The sequence below is a fragment of the Ferruginibacter paludis genome (assembly GCF_030409685.1).
Classification (GTDB): domain Bacteria; phylum Bacteroidota; class Bacteroidia; order Chitinophagales; family Chitinophagaceae; genus Ferruginibacter; species Ferruginibacter paludis.
The window spans coordinates 34,297-50,643 of the sequence record NZ_JAUFQJ010000024.1; the positions used below are offsets into that span (position 1 = coordinate 34,297).

The following is a 16,347-nucleotide window of genomic DNA, read 5'->3' on the forward strand; positions in this document are numbered from 1 at the left end:
CAACGAAAAGCTGTACGTTTGGTAAAACCTACGCAATTGAGGAGACTAATTTGCATTTTTGTATTTACATTTTCTTATGGTTGCATGATGGGCCAATCCCTTGCTGATAGCTTGGCGACAGAGGTTTCATCCTTTAAAGACGCTTGTTCCATCAAGGATAAATGTGATATACTTATTGATTCTGATAATACGGCACATTCCGGAAATATTTTGCAACGGCAATGGAAAAGTATGGCCGATTTCAAAGGCCTTAAATTGATCCCTGCTACCTGGATCAATGGAACTGTTTATGTAAAGTTTACGTTGCAAAATAGTTCGGCTTTAAACGATACAGTTTATTTATATCCCGGCAATTCTTTTCGCAGTATTAAACTAAGCAAAATATCGCCTGCAGGTAATTTCGTCACTTTAAAAGATGAAAGTGAGGAGGATGGATTTCAACCAATCTTTCTTTCCCCTCTTGAAAAAACTACTTACCTGGCGGAGTTGCATTTTTCAAAAAGAAAATTTAACTCGCTGGCGCTTCAGATTATCCAGAAAAGCTATCTCACCAAATACCAGAAAATATTGTATACATCAAGTTACAATGAAATGGTAATTGGTTATTTGCTGAGCGGGTTATTGCTGATGATGATATTCTTTAACGGCGCCAATTTTAGTGTAAACGGGAAAAAGGAATTTTTGTACAATTGTTTTTACGCAATTTGTATGTTTATACTGATCTATTTTAATACCTACACAGAAAGAAGAAGTGGCGTTTTTTCAAGTTTTTTTATGGGATATCTAGGGTTTGCTGTGCTGGTTATAGGCACCGTTTTCTATATTGCTTTTACCAGGAAATTCTTAAACACAAGTGTCAACTATCCTCTGTTAAATAAGATTTTTTATTACGAAGAAAGAGTTTTGCTGGTATTGTTAGCCATATACAGCTATACCTATTTTTTTTCAGGTAACTTCCGGTTGACATCTTTATTGGAGAACGGTACAAAAATGATTTGTCTTGGTATAGGAATATTGTATGTCATTATCGGTATCAAACAAAAAAACAGGCTGATCAATTACCTGGCAATTGGCAATGCCATTTTGATCTTTTTTTCTATCATCTCATTTCTGCTGATTATATTTCCTGTAAGGCCGGCCATCAGTATTTTTACAAGCGCATTGTTGTACTATGAGCTTGGCATTGTATGTGAGCTAATCTTTTTTCTCCTGGGGTTAACTTATAAAAACCGCATAGAACTCATCGAAAAAATTAAAGAGCAGGAAGCGCTGAAACTGGAGGCTGAAAAACAAATTTTTGAGTCAAAGCTAGCTATACTGAATGCGCAACAGGATGAGCGAAACCGTATCAGTACAGACATGCATGATGACCTTGGCGCGGGTGTTACCGCTATTCGTCTTTTCAGCGAACTGGCAAAAAGCAGGCTGGGAAAAAACACCATTCCTGAAATAGAAAAAATTTCTTTCTCTGCCAATGAGCTGCTGAACAACATGAACACCATCATCTGGACGATGAATAGCAGCAATGATTCATTTGGAAATATGGTGGCTTATATACGTAGCTATGCACTTGAATATTTCGAAAATACAGGTATCAACTGCTCAGTGAATATTGATACCAATTTACCCGAGTTTGTAGTGAACGGCGAGATAAGACGCAATGTTTTTTTAGTGGTTAAAGAAGCGCTGAATAATATTTTAAAACATGCTAAGGCAACGGAGGTTTGGCTCACATTGAAACGGGAGACAGATGGCATCTCGTTTTATATACAGGATAACGGGGTGGGAATTGATTTCGAAAATCTGAGACGTTTTGGCAACGGATTAAAAAACATGAAGCAAAGAATGACGAAATCAGGAATCAATTTTTCTATTGAAAATAAAAACGGTACCCTCGTAACATTATATGCAAAACTTACTGCTTAAGTGTTTTAGCAGCGCCCACTGCCAGTAAAAGCCAGCCTGCAATAAAACAAAGTCCCCCAAAAGGTGTAACTGCCCCTATCGCTTTTAGTCCCGGGTGGGCCGCAAGGTCAACAATAGCCAAAAAATACAATGATCCGCAAAATAGCAACATGCCGATACCATATAGTCGTCCTGCCCACAATAAATATTTATTTGTAAACTCCTTATACAACATACCTGTTAGCATAAGCGCTACAGCATGATAGAACTGATACCGCACACCGGTTTCAAAAATAGCCAGGCTTTTTTCGCTGATCATTTCTTTAAGGGCATGTGCACCAAATGCACCTAAAATAACTGATAGTGCACCCAATAAGGCAGCGGCTTGAATAAATTTTTTCTGCATTAAATATATTTTTTAAGAAGCCTTTAATGTACCCAACAATTTTCCAAAGGTGTGTTCCGAAAGGGTTTCAGCTGTCAGTATTTGTTTTGCCGCATTGTAAAAGGGGGCTCTTTCTTTTAATTTTTGTTCAATAAAAAACAACAGCTCTGCGGGGTTCATTTTTTTTAGCAGGGGCCTTTTTTCCTGTTCAAGTAACACTCTTTCTAAAATTTTCGGGCCGGTAGTTTTAAGGTAGATGGTCATTCCATGTTCATTCATCCATTGCATGTTTTCAAAAAAGCAGGGTGTTCCCCCACCGCATGCTACAATCGTATTTGTTAAGCTTCCAAAATTGCGGAGTGCCTTTGCTTCTATCTTTCTGAAATACTTTTCACCCTTGCGTTCAAAAATATCCGCAATTGACTTTCCTTCCTGCTTTTCAATTGCTTCATCCAGATCTATAAAATTAAAGCCGGAAACACCGGCCCATATTTTACCCCAATGCGTTTTACCGCTTCCCATAAAACCAATTAAAAAACAAATCATGCTAAATTTATAATTGCCTTGCTTGGTGACAACAGTTGCAAAATTACCGGAATAAATGGTAAAAGAAAGTGGAATGAAATAAGCGGAAAAAATTAAATAGAATGACTTCTAAATCGTGCCGATTGCAGAATAGAGGAATCGCAAAAATAAAAAACAGCAATATAAAACAGAAATATAGCCAGCCTAATTCTTCTTTTTAAAATCGCCCCTTTTCCAGGCCTTTATGAAGTCTGCCCAGGCAAATGGATTAAAAATATTTTGTGGAGGAGCCTGGCCTGCGTAATAGTATTTTGCCGATTGCTGACTGAGGTATTTATTGGCCGCTTCCCTGCCATCTCTCGGTAATGATGCCATCAGCACACGTCGTCTGTTTTCATCATTGTTTTGCCGGGCGACTTCCAGGTCATCGGCCGGCACATTTGTCTTTAAAAAATCCCTTTCAAACTGTTCCCTTGTAGGCCTGGACTTAATAATGGTTGCCGCCAGGTAAACAGTATCTGTAACCATCAATTGCAATACACTGTACTGATTGCCTTCTATATCCCTGGGAATAGTAATGGTTTTAGGTTTAAACCCAACACTTGTAAATTCTACCTTCTCGCCCTTTAATACCACCAGGCTAAATACACCCTGGTTATTGGTTACGGTGCCCCTTCCCTGTAATTTTTCTACCACGCTTACAGAGGGCAATGCCTGCAGGCTGTCAGCCGTCATCACAACGCCATACAACTGCACTACTGAATCCTTAAAATTTTCAAATTGAGCTTTTGCAGCAACCGGAATAAACAAAGCACAGATAAAACAGATAAAAATGTATCGTAAAAATATTTTCATTCAATAAAATTCAGTTACTGCATATCTAAGCGGTTATCTGGCGAAGCGGTTACAGTTGGTTAAAAAATCTTCTCTTTTCAAAAATAACAACATTCCTTAATTAATAAACAAAGTAAGGGCATCAATAGCTAATTTTGCCGCAGATACTGCTTTTTAACAAAAAATTGAACTGATGACAAATGAAGATATCCTGAAAGCCCTGAGCAATGTACAGGAACCCGATCTTGGAAAAGACCTGGTAACCCTTAACATGGTTAAAGATATAGTAATCAATGGAAATGATGTATCCTTTACGGTGGTACTTACTACCCCCGCCTGCCCCCTGAAAGACCTGATAATGAATGCGTGCATCAACGCCGTGAAACTGCTCGTTAACAAGCAGGCCATTGTAAAAGTAAACTTCACCAGCAATACCACCACCAATCGTAAAGATGCCAAAACGGTTTTAAGCGGTGTAAAAAATATTATAGCAGTTGTCAGCGGAAAAGGTGGCGTAGGCAAAAGCACAGTGGCCAGCAACTTTGCCCTTGCACTCGCCCAAAGCGGCGCCCGCGTGGGATTGATGGATGCGGATATTTACGGACCAAGCCAGCACATCATGTTTGGCGTTCGCGGCGACCGGCCTTTAATGAAAGATGTGGATGGTAAAGGCATGATTGTACCCATCGAAAAATATGGCATTAAAATGATGAGCATTGGTTTACTGGTAGATGAAAAGCAGGCGGTAGTTTGGCGGGGACCAATGGTGAGCAGCGCCATCCGCCAGTTTGTAAGCGATGTGGATTGGGGCGAACTGGATTACCTTGTAATAGACATGCCGCCAGGCACGGGCGACATCCACTTAACTGTTGTACAAACCGTGCCCGTAACCGGCGTTATTGTGGTCACCACGCCGCAAACCGTGGCCCTTGCCGATGCAAAAAAAGGCATCGCCATGTTTGGGCAGGCTCAATTAAAAGTGCCCATCATTGGACTGGTAGAAAACATGAGCTACTTTACCCCGGCAGAATTGCCTGATAATAAATATTACCTGTTTGGAAAAAATGGTGGTAAAAACCTGGCCGAAGAATTTGATCTTCCTTTCCTTGGGCAAATTCCTATTGTGCAATCCATTCGTGAAGGCGGGGATGCCGGTGTACCGGTTATGGTAAGCGATGATGAGCTGACGAAGAGAGCCTTCATTGATTTTGCGGCCATTGCCACCCGTGGTATTGCCATGCGAAATGCTAATATGGAGCCGACCAAAATAGTTGAAATGACAGAGTAGGAAAAGGAAACAATATTTGTCCGGGCCAGGAAGCTTTGTGGTATATCGTTGCGTCGCCCTCTTGTACTGCATACCATTGTGGATCATTGGCGTTCAATCCGAAATAGCTTTATAATAAAAAATAGTTTGCTAATTCAATGGCATCAACAATAAAAACAGCCGCAACATTTATTTTATTGATGTGCGGTGCCTGTTCGTCCAATAAAAAAATGTCCGTTCAAAATAAAATAGCATCAACCACTGTTTCAGTTCCAGCCTTCGATAAAGAGGGCCACCGCGGCTGCCGTGGCTTGATGCCAGAAAATACCATACCCGCGATGCTCAAAGCATTAGACCTCGGTGTAACCACGCTGGAAATGGATGCCAGCATCAGTAAAGACAAGCAGGTGATCCTGAGTCATGATCCGTTCTTCAATCACGACATTACTACCAAACCAGACGGCTCTTTTATAGCTGCGAAAGACGAGCACAGTTATATTCTGTACCAAATGAATTACGACTCCATCAAGACTTTTGATGTTGGCCTGAAACCACACCCGTTTTTTCCGCAGCAACAAAAAATAGCGGTTGCAAAACCATTGCTAAGTGATGTGTTTGACAGCGTGAAAAAATACATGTCAACCAGCAAACGACCTTACCCGTTTTTTAATATAGAAACCAAGTGCATGCCGGCAACGGATAATATCAATCACCCCGCACCACCGGAGTTTGTTGAGTTGCTGATGAAAGTCATCAAAGAAAAAAAGATGGAAGAGCAGGTTATCATTCAATCCTTCGATTTCCGGAGCCTGCAATATTTACATGAGCATTATCCGGCAATAAAAACAGCCATGCTCATAGAGCGGTTTGATAAAAGAACTTTAGAGGAACAAATAAAAGCACTTGGATTTACTCCCACTATTTACAGCCCGGAAAATACACTGGTCAATGCGGATATTATTGAAAAATGTCATCAGCAAAACATACAAGTAATTCCCTGGACGGTGAATGATGCAAAGAAAATAAATGATTTAAAAGCAATGGGCGTTGACGGAATTATTTCGGATTACCCTAATCTTTTTAATTAGCATCCATAGACTGTAAGATGCATGGCTTGAAGCCGGCTTGGTAAAAAATCTTTTGAGTGAAACACCAAAAACGTCTTAACGCCTTAACGGCAAAAACTTCTCCTAATGAAGCATGAATTTACGCTGGAATATGCACAGGCACTGGATAGCCAAGATACACTAAGTCATTTCAGGGCACAATTTTATATGCCTTATTTCCAGGGTAAACATGCCACCTATTTTTTAGGCAACTCTTTGGGGCTGCAACCAAAAAAAACACAGGATGAAGTAACCAACATCATGGAAAACTGGGCCCATTTTGGGGTGGAAGGATTTTTTTTAGGCAAGGATCCATGGCTGCAGTATTCAAAAAAAATAACGCCGCTGCTTTGTGATATCATTGGCGCAAAAGAAGAAGAACTGGTAACGATGAATCACCTGACGGTGAACCTGCATTTGCTAATGCTTAGTTTTTATCAGCCAACTGTCACCCGCTATAAAATCATCTGCGAAGCAAAAGCCTTTCCTTCTGATCAATATGCCTTTCAGTCACAGGTAAAATTGCATGGTCTTGATCCTGCTGATGCTATCATAGAAGTATTTCCCAAAGAAGGAACAGAACTGATCACTACCGAAGACATCACTGCTGTTATTGAACAACACAAGGACAGCATTGCACTGGTTCTATTCAGCGGTATTAATTATTACACAGGCCAGGTTTTCGATATAAAGGCCATTACAAAAGCGGCGCACGAAGCCGGCGCTTACGCAGGTTTCGACCTGGCACATGCGGCCGGTAATATTAAACTGCAACTGCACGACTGGCAGGTTGATTTTGCCTGCTGGTGTAATTATAAATATTTAAACAGCGGTCCTGGGGCAGTTGCAGGTGCTTTTATACATCAAAAGCATCTCAACAACCATAACCTGAAAAGGCTCGAAGGATGGTGGGGCAATGATGCCGGCAACCGTTTTAAAATGGCTAGTACGTTTACACCTACACCAACAGCAGAAAGCTGGGCCATGAGTACACCGCCTATGATGTTACTAGCTGCGCACAAAGCATCGCTGGAAATATTTGCTGCTGCGGGTTTTGATAACTTGCTGAAAAAAAGCAAAGCACTGAGTGACTATTTATTTTTTGTGTTAAATCATATCAATCAACCAATAGAAAAATTTAAAATCATCACGCCATCCAATCCGGACGAACGCGGCTGCCAGGTTTCACTTTCAGTACATAAAAATGCAAAAGCTGTTTTTGACAGTTTACTGCCTAATGGCGTTTTTGCAGACTGGAGAGAGCCCAACGTAATAAGGATCGCACCAGTGCCTTTATACAATAGCTTCGAAGAAATCTATATTTTTGCCGAACTGTTGCAACACATTTTAAATGTCGCTTAATGTATAGCCTTCCTTATTTTACCGAAAAAGATGGAGCCAAAGTAATTGCGTTTATGAAGAAAAATTCATTTGCAATAATTACCGGGCCGGGAGAAGAATATCCGGCGGCCACACAGATTCCCTTAGAAGTAATAGCAGACAATGATGGAAAAATTATTCTATCCGGCCACCTCATGAAAAATACTGATCATCACCGCGCCTTTGTAAAAAATGACAAAGTGCTCGTAATTTTCAACGGGCCGCATTGTTATGTTAGTGCAAGCTGGTACAACAATCCGCAATCTGCCTCTACCTGGAATTACATGACTGTACATGCAAAAGGCACCATTAGTTTTTCAGATGATATTGGAACCTATGAAGCGATTAAAGCTATAACCAATAAGTATGACGATGCCCAAAGCGCAGCCGCCTTCAATAATATGTCACAAGCTTATATAGGCAAGATGCTGAAAGCGATTGTGGGTTTTACTATTGAAGTAAAAACCGTTGAAAATATTTTTAAACTTAGTCAGAATAAAACCAGCGAGGAGCAGCTCAACATTATTGATAAGCTAAAAAAACGGGGTGACGAAAACTCAATACTGATTGCAGCAGAAATGAAAAAACTAATTAGTACAACCCAGGCATAAGTTCATTTTACAATCATGACAAGACAACAACTCATCCACCAAATACAATTAAAAAAATCATTTCTCTGCGTTGGTCTGGATACGGACTTTAATAAAATACCAAAGCACCTTCAAAGCCATGCAGATGCCATATTTGAATTCAATAAACAGATCATTGATGCTACTAAAGATTTGTGTGTAGCCTATAAAATCAATACTGCTTTTTATGAAGTGCTGGGCTCCAACGGATGGGATATTATGGAAAGAACAGTGAACTATATTCCGAAAGAACACTTTACCATCGCTGATGCCAAACGCGGTGATATCGGCAACACGTCCACACAATACGCCAAAGCCTTTTTTGAAACAATGGAATTTGATTCTGTAACCGTTGCGCCTTACATGGGCGAAGACAGCGTGAAACCCTTCCTGGAATTTGATAACAAGTGGGCCATCGTATTGGGTTTAACCAGCAACACCGGCAGCAAAGATTTTGAGCAACAAAAAGTGGGTGATGAATTTTTATATGAGACAGTTTTAAAAACAGTCAGTAGTTGGGGCAATCCCGGTAACCTGATGTTTGTAGTAGGTGCAACGAAAGCAAATATTTTAGCTGATATCCGCAAAATTATTCCGGATCATTTTTTACTTGTACCCGGTGTAGGCTTCCAGGGAGGCAGCCTTGAAGAAGTAAGTAAATACGGGTTAAACAACGATTGCGGCTTGCTGGTAAATGCCAGCCGGGCTATTATTTACGCCAGCGAAAAAGAAGATTTTGCCGCAGAAGCAAGGGCTGTTGCATTGCAGTACCAAACTGAAATGGCAGGCTATTTAGCCAAACTTTGATCTTCCAATTGTTTTATCCATTTTCTGCAAATCAATAGTGGGATTAAACCCACCACACCAAAACTGCAATCAATTAAAATATGAAACATCGGGATATGCCGGATGGGACCTGCAATAAACGCCAGCGGAATTACTGCAAGGCACGCAAGTATTGCCCAATCAATGATCCATTTATTTTTTATGGGATCTTTTAATGGCCCTATAAAAGCCATCGCAATTACAATGTGTGCAAAAGCCAGCCAGTCAAATCCATAGGCCAGCATGGGATATTTAGCATTTGTTTCCACCAGGGCAACGTATACATTTTGCAACCACGCTTTCGCAAATTCCGGTGCCATCGACGGGTGATGTTGTAACCATCGCAGCTCTGTTTCTACCGGAAAAGCAGTAACCCCGCTAAGTATTAAGGCAATTATAAAAAATACAATCAGCAGCCGGATTTTTTTTAGAAGAGTCATCCGTATTTTATTGGGTAGCACTAAAATTAGCACTTAAAGGCCATCATATCAAATTCAAGACACTTTTACTAAGGCTTCTTATCAGGTTTGCCTGGCGTAAAGCTTCCCGTAGATGCGGTCCACCATGGATGTATTTCATAAGCTAGTCTTCCTGCCGCAATCGCAGGGTCTGTCTTCAGCAGCGCTTCTACTTCTTCCTTTGTTTTACAGTCGAAAATAAAAATGCCACGCCAGTTACCATCATCACCAAAGGGACCGGCAACCTTTAATTTACCTTCATAATACAAGCGGTTGATATTAGCCATATGACCTTCCTGTATTTTAGCTGCAGTGGCCGAATCATGGGTGCGGTTAGTACCCGTGGTTAGCATCACAAAAAAGTATTGCCTGATTTTATCTTCGGGCCTTGACGCACCAGCTGACTTTTGATCCTGCGCATAGACCAGGCTGGTGATGGACAGGCAACAAAAGGCAACTAACAGGTATTTTATAAGATGTCTCAAAAAAAATAATTTGTATGAAAATACAAAAGGTCTGCAATTAATCACAGACCTTTCTAGTTCACAACCGCGTAACGTCGTTATGAAGTAGTCCTGGTTTTTGACTTATTTTTTTCTTTATCCTTCATATCATCTTCTGTGGCTTCGCCCAAAATTATTTTACCAAAGCTGGTATTTAATTTAATGGGAATGGCGCCATTGCCAGACTTACCATTATAATTATGATCGAATTGTGGCCCCTTGTCCTCGCTGTTGTCTTCATCACTGTCAAACTTAATATTGCTGCGGTTTTTAAAACTGCCAAAGCTGGTAGAGATGGAGTAAGATGCAGACAAATCCCCTACCGGCCTGATGTTTACAGTTGAGTAAGATACTTTTGCATCCAGGCTGGTAAGGCTGTTATCGATATTTATTTTTGTAGCGCTGCTGAATTCCAAATCCAGCTTTATTTTGCCGGAGAGTTTGCCGATCTCTGCAGAAGAATATTTTATGCTAACCGGTCCGTCAAAAATACTTTCAATATTGGCATGACCAAATTCTACATTCACAGACTTTACTTTGCTTAAACTGCCGGTGGTTAAAGAGCCAAATTTACTGGACAATTCTACTTCGCCTTTATAATCAGGTAGCACTGTGGCGCCAAACTCATTGCTGATGTGAAGCGGGTTGGATGCAGGCATGGAAATATCATAATTCACTTTCATGGTGCTTTTTTCATTCTTTGAATTATTTATTCCATTGATAGATGTTTTAAAGGAGATATCGCTGTTATTTTTAGCATCTTTTACGTCAATTCGGTCGATTATTTTTTGCGCCAGCGCCTCTGAATTGGCCGATACTTCTACTGTCACATCTACTTTTATCTCATTCTTGTTCCAGGTATGTACTTCAACGCTGCCAAAAGAATTTTGAATGTCCAGTTTATCCGATGAAGACACATTGTAGGTTTTATTTACCGCTTTGTTCTTTACAAACTCGTACTTTTTATTGTTATCGTTTTGTGCAAACAGCTGGTGCTGTAAGAAGAAAAACGGTAACCATATGCTAAATAGTTGGAGTACTTTTTTCATGGTCATCTTTTTTAGATTGTTTAATTTGATTGATAATGTTTAACTGCTGATTCAATACATTCAGCTGCAGCTGCAGGTTTTGAACCATTGCCTGTATCAGCATTTCACGGTTGGGTGTAATGCTCAACTGGCCTTTGAGGGATTTATACGAACTATCCAATTGGTTAATGTCGGTGGTGAACTGGTGATACAGCTCGGGGTGCTCGGGCGCCAGTGCTTTTAATTCTTCCTGTTTCAGTAACACCAGTTTTGCAAATTCATTTACTTCCGGTGTATTTTCAGAAACCATGGCATTGACTTCTACGGAAGAGTCTTTTTTTGTTACGCCAATCTCTCTTCCTATTTTATTTGTATTCGTTACAAAAAATACAATCAGTCCGGCTGTGATGATGATTGCAGCGGCGACGGTCCATTTAAATATGGGTGTCAGTATATTTTTTTTAGGTTGCTTTTCAACCAGCGATGTTGCAATGTTTTCCCAAACCTTAACCGATGGCATTTTATCATCAAATTCGTTCCGGTTATCACCTATAAACTTTTCTAATTTCCTGCTCATATTCCTTCTTTTAACAACTGTAATAATTTTTGCTTCGCCCGCATGTATTGCGTTCGGGTGGTTGATTCCGCTACGTTTAATATTTCCGCTATTTCCTGGTGATCGTATCCTTCCAGTAAATACAAACTCAACACGGTGCGGTAGCCATCCGGTAGTGATAGGATGCATTTTTTGATATGTTCTACTTTAAATGCAATTTCATTTTCATCAATAAAATCCTCCTCCGCTATGTTATATACACTGATTGTTTCAATGTCCTCCCACCTGAATTTTCTTTTTTTAAGCTGGTTGATGCTGCGGTGAATGCAGATCTGCTTTAACCAGCCGCCAAAACTGGTACGGTACTCAAAGTCGTGCAGGTTTTTAAATGCCTCTGTGAAGCTTTCCTGCAACACATCTTCTGCCTCATCAATGCTATTCAGAATTCTATAGCAGGTGTTGAACATGGCTTTGGCGTACCGCTGGTACAGTTCTTTATAGCTCGCCGCTTCGCCTTTTTTGCAGCGTTCTACCAGTTCATCCCGATGTATTGATACCGTTAGTTCCAAAAAACAATGTTTTAATTAATAGAGACAAGCGCCTTTAAATAATGTTGCATCAAAGGTAAACACAACCATTTTTGTAGTGCGGTAGATATTATCTTTGTGCGTAGGATAGAACACTGATGACGCTGATGGAACGGATTAAAAACAGATTTAAAATCACTGCCAATCCGCAATATCCCTTTCAGCGGTGTTCCATCCTACGCTTCAGTAAAAGTTCAAAAATGGCGGTACAAGGGAGCCGATAGCTATCGGCTGACACAACGATGGTCAACAGAATTACAAATGCTTGTTCAAAAAAATATACATCATCTTCTAAACAATTGCTCAATTTACTATGGCAGCTAAAACAGATAATTTTCAAAGCCCGGATTATTTTAACGTAGACGAATTATTGACCGACGAGCATAAGTTGGTAAGGGAAAGCGTGCGCAATTATGTAAAGAAGGAAATCAGCCCGATTATAGAAGACTACGCACAACGTGCCGAGTTTCCGCAACAAATTGTACAACAACTGGGTGACATGGGTTGCTTTGGCCCGACAGTGCCTGAGCAGTATGGTGGTGGCGGACTAGATTATATCAGCTACGGTTTGATGATGCAGGAACTGGAAAGAGGTGACAGTGGCGTACGCTCAACTGCCAGTGTGCAGGGGAGCCTGGTAATGTTTCCTATTTATCAATATGGTAGTGAAGACCAGCGCAATAAATATTTACCCAAACTGGCCAGCGGTGAATGGCTGGGTTGTTTTGGCTTAACAGAACCCAATCATGGCAGCGACCCCAGTAGCATGCTGACGAATATAAAAGATGCGGGCGACCATGTTATTTTAAATGGTGCAAAAATGTGGATCAGCAATGCACCTTTTGCGCAGCTGGCTGTTGTGTGGGCCCGCAATGAAAAAGATGAAATACAAGGAGTGATTGTTGAAAGAGGTATGGAAGGTTTTAGTACGCCCACCACGCATGGCAAATGGAGCCTGCGTGCAAGTGCTACAGGCGAGTTGGTGTTTGACAATGTAAAAGTGCCAAAGGAAAATATTTTACCCAATGTAAAAGGATTAAAAGGTCCGCTGGGTTGCTTGACCAAGGCCCGCTATGGTATTGCCTGGGGCGCCATCGGAGCAGCTATGGATTGCTACCATATTGCGCTCGAATACAGCAAGGAAAGAATTCAGTTTGGCAGACCCATCGGCGGCTTTCAGTTGCAGCAAAAAAAGCTCGCAGAAATGGTTACAGAAATTACCAAAGCGCAACTCTTAAACTGGCGCCTTGGTGTGCTGATGAATGAAGGAAAAGTGACGCCGCAACAGGTAAGCATGGCTAAAAGAAACGCCTGCGAGGTGGCGACCAATATTGCCAGAGACGCCCGCCAGATGCTGGGCGGCATGGGCATTACAGGCGAGTACCCGGTAATGCGCCACATGATGAATTTGGAAAGTGTAATCACTTACGAAGGCACGCACGATATTCATTTGCTGATTACGGGAATGGATGTTACTGGGTTGAACGCGTTTAAATAAAAAACGCCCCGATGGAGGAATAAGTGCATGTTCTGTTATTTTTTGATGTCAGCAATAGTAACGGTATTCAACTTCATTGGCGTCGCACCCTTGTACTGATATTACTTTATTGTGGTCCTCTTCTATTTGATAAAACCCTTTAATTTAAGAGGAATTACAAAATTCCGAACCCGTGAAAAAATTTAGAATAGTCGTAAGGGAACTAATTTTTTATTCAATAATCGCATTAATTACTTACGGCATAATTCACCTTCCCATAAACGCTTATTTCGAATTATGGAAATGAGAATACTTGACACATTGATAAATTGAATGTATGATAAAAGACATTGCTGTTATCGGCGCCGGCACCATGGGCAATGGTATTGCGCATGTATTTGCGCAACATGGATTTGCTGTAACATTAATTGATGTAAATGCAACTCAGTTAGAAAAAGCTATTGCGACCATTGGCAAAAATTTAGACCGGCAGGTGTCGAAAACTTCCATAACTGAAGAACAAAAAAATGCAGCACTTGAAAATATCACTACTTCAACTGATATAGCAACTGGTGTACAAAATGCACAACTGGTAATTGAAGCTGCTACAGAAAACGCAGAGCTTAAGCTAAAGATATTTAAACAAATGGATGAGGCCGCACCTACGGGTTGCATCCTGGCTACCAATACGTCCTCTATCTCGATCACAAAAATAGCCGCCGCAACCAAACGCCCAGAACTCGTAATTGGTATGCATTTTATGAACCCGGTGCCGGTGATGAAACTTGTGGAAATTATCAATGGCTACCAAACCACAAAGGAAATAACGGATACCATTGCCGCACTTAGCAAACAACTGGGCAAAATTCCCTGCGTGGTCAATGATTACCCTGGTTTTATTGCCAACCGCATTTTAATGCCCATGATCAATGAAGCCATGTATAGTTTGTATGAAGGCGTGGCTGGTGTAGAAGAAATTGATACCGTTATGAAACTCGGAATGGCCCACCCGATGGGGCCTTTGCAACTGGCGGATTTTATTGGCCTGGATGTTTGCCTGAGTATTTTAAAAGTATTGCAGGATGGGTTTGGCAATCCTAAATATGCGCCCTGTCCCCTGCTGGTAAATATGGTGATGGCCGGTAAGTTGGGCGTTAAAAGTGGTGAAGGATTTTATGTGTATACGGCGGGTAGCAAAGAGCTTGTCCTTTCAAATAAATTTAGATAGAACCAACTCTATGAATGGAATTCCAATTCTGATATAGCCTTTTGCCTATTCCTTTTTTGAGACAACTTTTTTATATTTATGGTTTCAACACGTATTTATTTAAACCATTTTTATGGCAATAAAGGATAACCCAATCGATATATACGTCAGCAAAGCAGCTGATTTTGCAAAACCAATTTTAAATCATCTGCGGGCATTGGTTCATACCGCTTGCCCCGATGCGGAAGAAAAAATAAAATGGGGCTTTCCGCATTTTGATTACAAAGGCGAAATGATGTGCAGCATGGCGGCTTTTAAACAGCATGCTGTATTTGGCTTTTGGAAGGCCGCATTGATGAAAGACCCTGTGCTGATTGAACGTGCAAAATCAGAAGTTTCGATGGGACATTTGGGACGACTGACATCTCTAAAAGACCTTCCGCCAGATAGAAAAATAGTTGCGTGGATAAACGAAGCGATGCAGTTAAATGACCAAGGTATCAAAGTGCCGTCCAGACCAAAAACAACAGATAAAAAAGAACTGATTGTTCCTGATTATTTTCTAAAGGCATTGAGCAAGCATAAAAAAGCGGCGCAAACATTTGAAGCATTTTCTTACTCCCATAAAAAAGAGTATGTGCAATGGATAGAGGAAGCAAAGACAGATGAAACAAAAAACAAACGCATGGCGCAGGCCATTGAAATGATGAAAGAAGGTAAAAGCAGGAACTGGAAATATGCTACAAAATAATTTTGATTACCAGTTAAAGCCTGGCATTATGAAACAAAAAATATCCCAGTAATTATTTTCCATTTGCATATATAATTTGTATGGCCCCTGGTAATGTACCTGCTCGCCTTTTTCCAGCAGCGCATCATATTTCAACATGCCTTCGGCAAATCCCAGTCCGATGAATGTTTCCGGGTTTATTTCAAAACTTACTTCATCAATATTATAGCCATCATTTTTAAACCCCTGGAAAGCATCAAAGAAAAGCCTCAATTTTTCAAGCACTTCTTCCTTGTCCATTTGTCTGCCGTCGGGAATTACAATCTGCCTGCTTATTTCACTTGCGTATTCATCAAAACTGCAGGTGAACCAATGATTCAGGAACTCATGCGTTCGTTTTGTTATTTCCGCTTTGTGATTTGGGTGAAATTCTTCATAAGTAAAATGGTGACGTATTTCTTTATCAACCGTGTTATTTGCTTCTTCCGCAAATAATTCCTCCGTAATAAAAGTATAGATAAGCCTGTCAGGGTAAGGGCCGTCACATATATTTAGGACAATGTTATGTTCGTTCAGGATTGCATTAATTCTTTGCAATTCACCCGGGATTTCGAAGTCATTTAATTCTTCTGCGGATTTATAAGCTGGCCGACCGATGCATTCATAGACAGTAGCAACTTCGGCATCGCCATGATTGGCCTCAAAAGCAATCATTCTTTTTAAAAACTGGTTCTCTATGTCCGGTGGTAGATCGGTATTGCTTTCTACATGAAAGGCATCGCCGTACTGCGCCTTCAGTTTCAGTTTTAAAAATTCATTTTCCATCCGCATATTTTCAGCGGGATCATCAGAAAATTTTTCTTCGTCTTGCATGGTTGTTATGTTTAGGATTAATAAATATAATTGAAGCCGTTGGAACAGGCCGCGGCCCGTTCCAACCAATTT

At 40.7% G+C, this 16,347-nt stretch carries 18 protein-coding genes; 9 read left to right on the forward strand and 9 right to left on the reverse strand.

All coding sequences use genetic code 11. The features are described from left to right. Positions 1-36: 36 nt before the first annotated feature. Complete coding sequence (locus tag QWZ08_RS24440) at positions 37-1,926, forward strand: sensor histidine kinase (RefSeq protein WP_290340246.1); 1,890 nt, start codon at positions 37-39, stop codon at positions 1,924-1,926. Here the strand turns inward: QWZ08_RS24440 and QWZ08_RS24445 are convergent. From QWZ08_RS24445 to QWZ08_RS24455, 3 genes are all read right to left on the reverse strand, one after another. Continuing rightward, a complete protein-coding gene (locus QWZ08_RS24445; RefSeq protein ID WP_290340247.1) occupies positions 1,916-2,311 on the reverse strand; it encodes a DUF423 domain-containing protein in 396 nt (131 codons plus the stop codon). The two genes, QWZ08_RS24440 and QWZ08_RS24445, sit on opposite strands and share 11 nt — an antisense overlap. Before the next feature lie 12 nt (positions 2,312-2,323). Continuing rightward, positions 2,324-2,836, reverse strand: coding sequence for a shikimate kinase (locus QWZ08_RS24450; protein WP_290340249.1), 513 nt, complete (start codon positions 2,834-2,836; stop codon positions 2,324-2,326). A gap of 183 nt (positions 2,837-3,019) precedes the next feature. After that, positions 3,020-3,670: a carboxypeptidase-like regulatory domain-containing protein gene (locus QWZ08_RS24455; RefSeq protein WP_290340250.1), complete on the reverse strand. Its 651-nt coding sequence runs from the start codon at positions 3,668-3,670 to the stop codon at positions 3,020-3,022. A 172-nt stretch (positions 3,671-3,842) separates the two neighbouring features. Here QWZ08_RS24455 and QWZ08_RS24460 point away from each other — a divergent pair, with 172 nt between their 5' ends. The 5 genes from QWZ08_RS24460 (at position 3,843) to pyrF (ending at position 8,838) form a co-directional block, all read left to right on the forward strand. Further along, positions 3,843-4,937, forward strand: a complete 1,095-nt coding sequence (locus tag QWZ08_RS24460) for an Mrp/NBP35 family ATP-binding protein (protein WP_290340251.1) — start codon at positions 3,843-3,845, stop codon at positions 4,935-4,937. A 137-nt stretch (positions 4,938-5,074) separates the two neighbouring features. Continuing rightward, the gene (locus QWZ08_RS24465; RefSeq protein WP_290340252.1) at positions 5,075-6,004 is read left to right on the forward strand and encodes a glycerophosphodiester phosphodiesterase; all 930 of its coding nucleotides are present in this window, start codon (positions 5,075-5,077) and stop codon (positions 6,002-6,004) included. A gap of 105 nt (positions 6,005-6,109) precedes the next feature. Further along, a complete protein-coding gene (gene kynU, locus QWZ08_RS24470; RefSeq protein WP_290340253.1) occupies positions 6,110-7,384 on the forward strand; it encodes a kynureninase in 1,275 nt (424 codons plus the stop codon). Beyond that, the gene (locus tag QWZ08_RS24475) at positions 7,384-8,013 is read left to right on the forward strand and encodes an FMN-binding negative transcriptional regulator (RefSeq protein ID WP_290340254.1); all 630 of its coding nucleotides are present in this window, start codon (positions 7,384-7,386) and stop codon (positions 8,011-8,013) included. Before kynU ends, QWZ08_RS24475 begins: the two co-directional genes overlap by 1 nt. A 15-nt stretch (positions 8,014-8,028) precedes the next feature. Continuing rightward, complete coding sequence (pyrF, locus tag QWZ08_RS24480; protein WP_290340255.1) at positions 8,029-8,838, forward strand: orotidine-5'-phosphate decarboxylase; 810 nt, start codon at positions 8,029-8,031, stop codon at positions 8,836-8,838. Here pyrF and QWZ08_RS24485 read toward each other — a convergent pair. The 5 genes from QWZ08_RS24485 to QWZ08_RS24505 all read right to left on the reverse strand — a co-directional run bounded on the left by QWZ08_RS24485 (position 8,820) and on the right by QWZ08_RS24505 (position 11,970). After that, positions 8,820-9,296 (reverse strand): hypothetical protein, encoded by a 477-nt coding sequence (locus tag QWZ08_RS24485; protein WP_290340256.1) that lies wholly within the window; start codon positions 9,294-9,296, stop codon positions 8,820-8,822. The genes pyrF and QWZ08_RS24485 overlap by 19 nt on opposite strands. Before the next feature lie 68 nt (positions 9,297-9,364). Further along, positions 9,365-9,799, reverse strand: a complete 435-nt coding sequence (locus QWZ08_RS24490) for a YciI family protein (RefSeq protein WP_290340257.1) — start codon at positions 9,797-9,799, stop codon at positions 9,365-9,367. A 77-nt stretch (positions 9,800-9,876) separates the two neighbouring features. Next, positions 9,877-10,866: a DUF4097 family beta strand repeat-containing protein gene (locus QWZ08_RS24495; RefSeq protein ID WP_290340259.1), complete on the reverse strand. Its 990-nt coding sequence runs from the start codon at positions 10,864-10,866 to the stop codon at positions 9,877-9,879. Continuing rightward, positions 10,841-11,422, reverse strand: a complete 582-nt coding sequence (locus QWZ08_RS24500) for a hypothetical protein (protein ID WP_290340260.1) — start codon at positions 11,420-11,422, stop codon at positions 10,841-10,843. The genes QWZ08_RS24495 and QWZ08_RS24500 overlap by 26 nt, the downstream gene beginning before the upstream one ends. Beyond that, positions 11,419-11,970, reverse strand: a complete 552-nt coding sequence (locus QWZ08_RS24505; RefSeq protein ID WP_290340261.1) for an RNA polymerase sigma factor — start codon at positions 11,968-11,970, stop codon at positions 11,419-11,421. The genes QWZ08_RS24500 and QWZ08_RS24505 overlap by 4 nt, the downstream gene beginning before the upstream one ends. 331 nt (positions 11,971-12,301) lie before the next feature. On the opposite strand from QWZ08_RS24505, the gene QWZ08_RS24510 reads away from it, so the two are divergent. From QWZ08_RS24510 to QWZ08_RS24520, 3 genes are all read left to right on the forward strand, one after another. After that, complete coding sequence (locus QWZ08_RS24510) at positions 12,302-13,486, forward strand: acyl-CoA dehydrogenase family protein (protein WP_290340262.1); 1,185 nt, start codon at positions 12,302-12,304, stop codon at positions 13,484-13,486. 316 nt (positions 13,487-13,802) lie between these two features. Beyond that, on the forward strand, positions 13,803-14,693 hold the full coding sequence (locus QWZ08_RS24515; protein ID WP_290340263.1) for a 3-hydroxyacyl-CoA dehydrogenase family protein: 891 nt from the start codon (positions 13,803-13,805) through the stop codon (positions 14,691-14,693). 112 nt (positions 14,694-14,805) lie between these two features. Further along, entirely contained in the window at positions 14,806-15,423 is a 618-nt protein-coding gene (locus QWZ08_RS24520) for a YdeI/OmpD-associated family protein (protein WP_290340265.1), read from the forward strand. Positions 15,424-15,429: 6 nt separating this feature from the next. On the opposite strand, the gene QWZ08_RS24525 is transcribed toward QWZ08_RS24520, so the two are convergent. Continuing rightward, the gene (locus QWZ08_RS24525) at positions 15,430-16,275 is read right to left on the reverse strand and encodes a hypothetical protein (protein WP_290340266.1); all 846 of its coding nucleotides are present in this window, start codon (positions 16,273-16,275) and stop codon (positions 15,430-15,432) included. Positions 16,276-16,347: the final 72 nt, after the last annotated feature.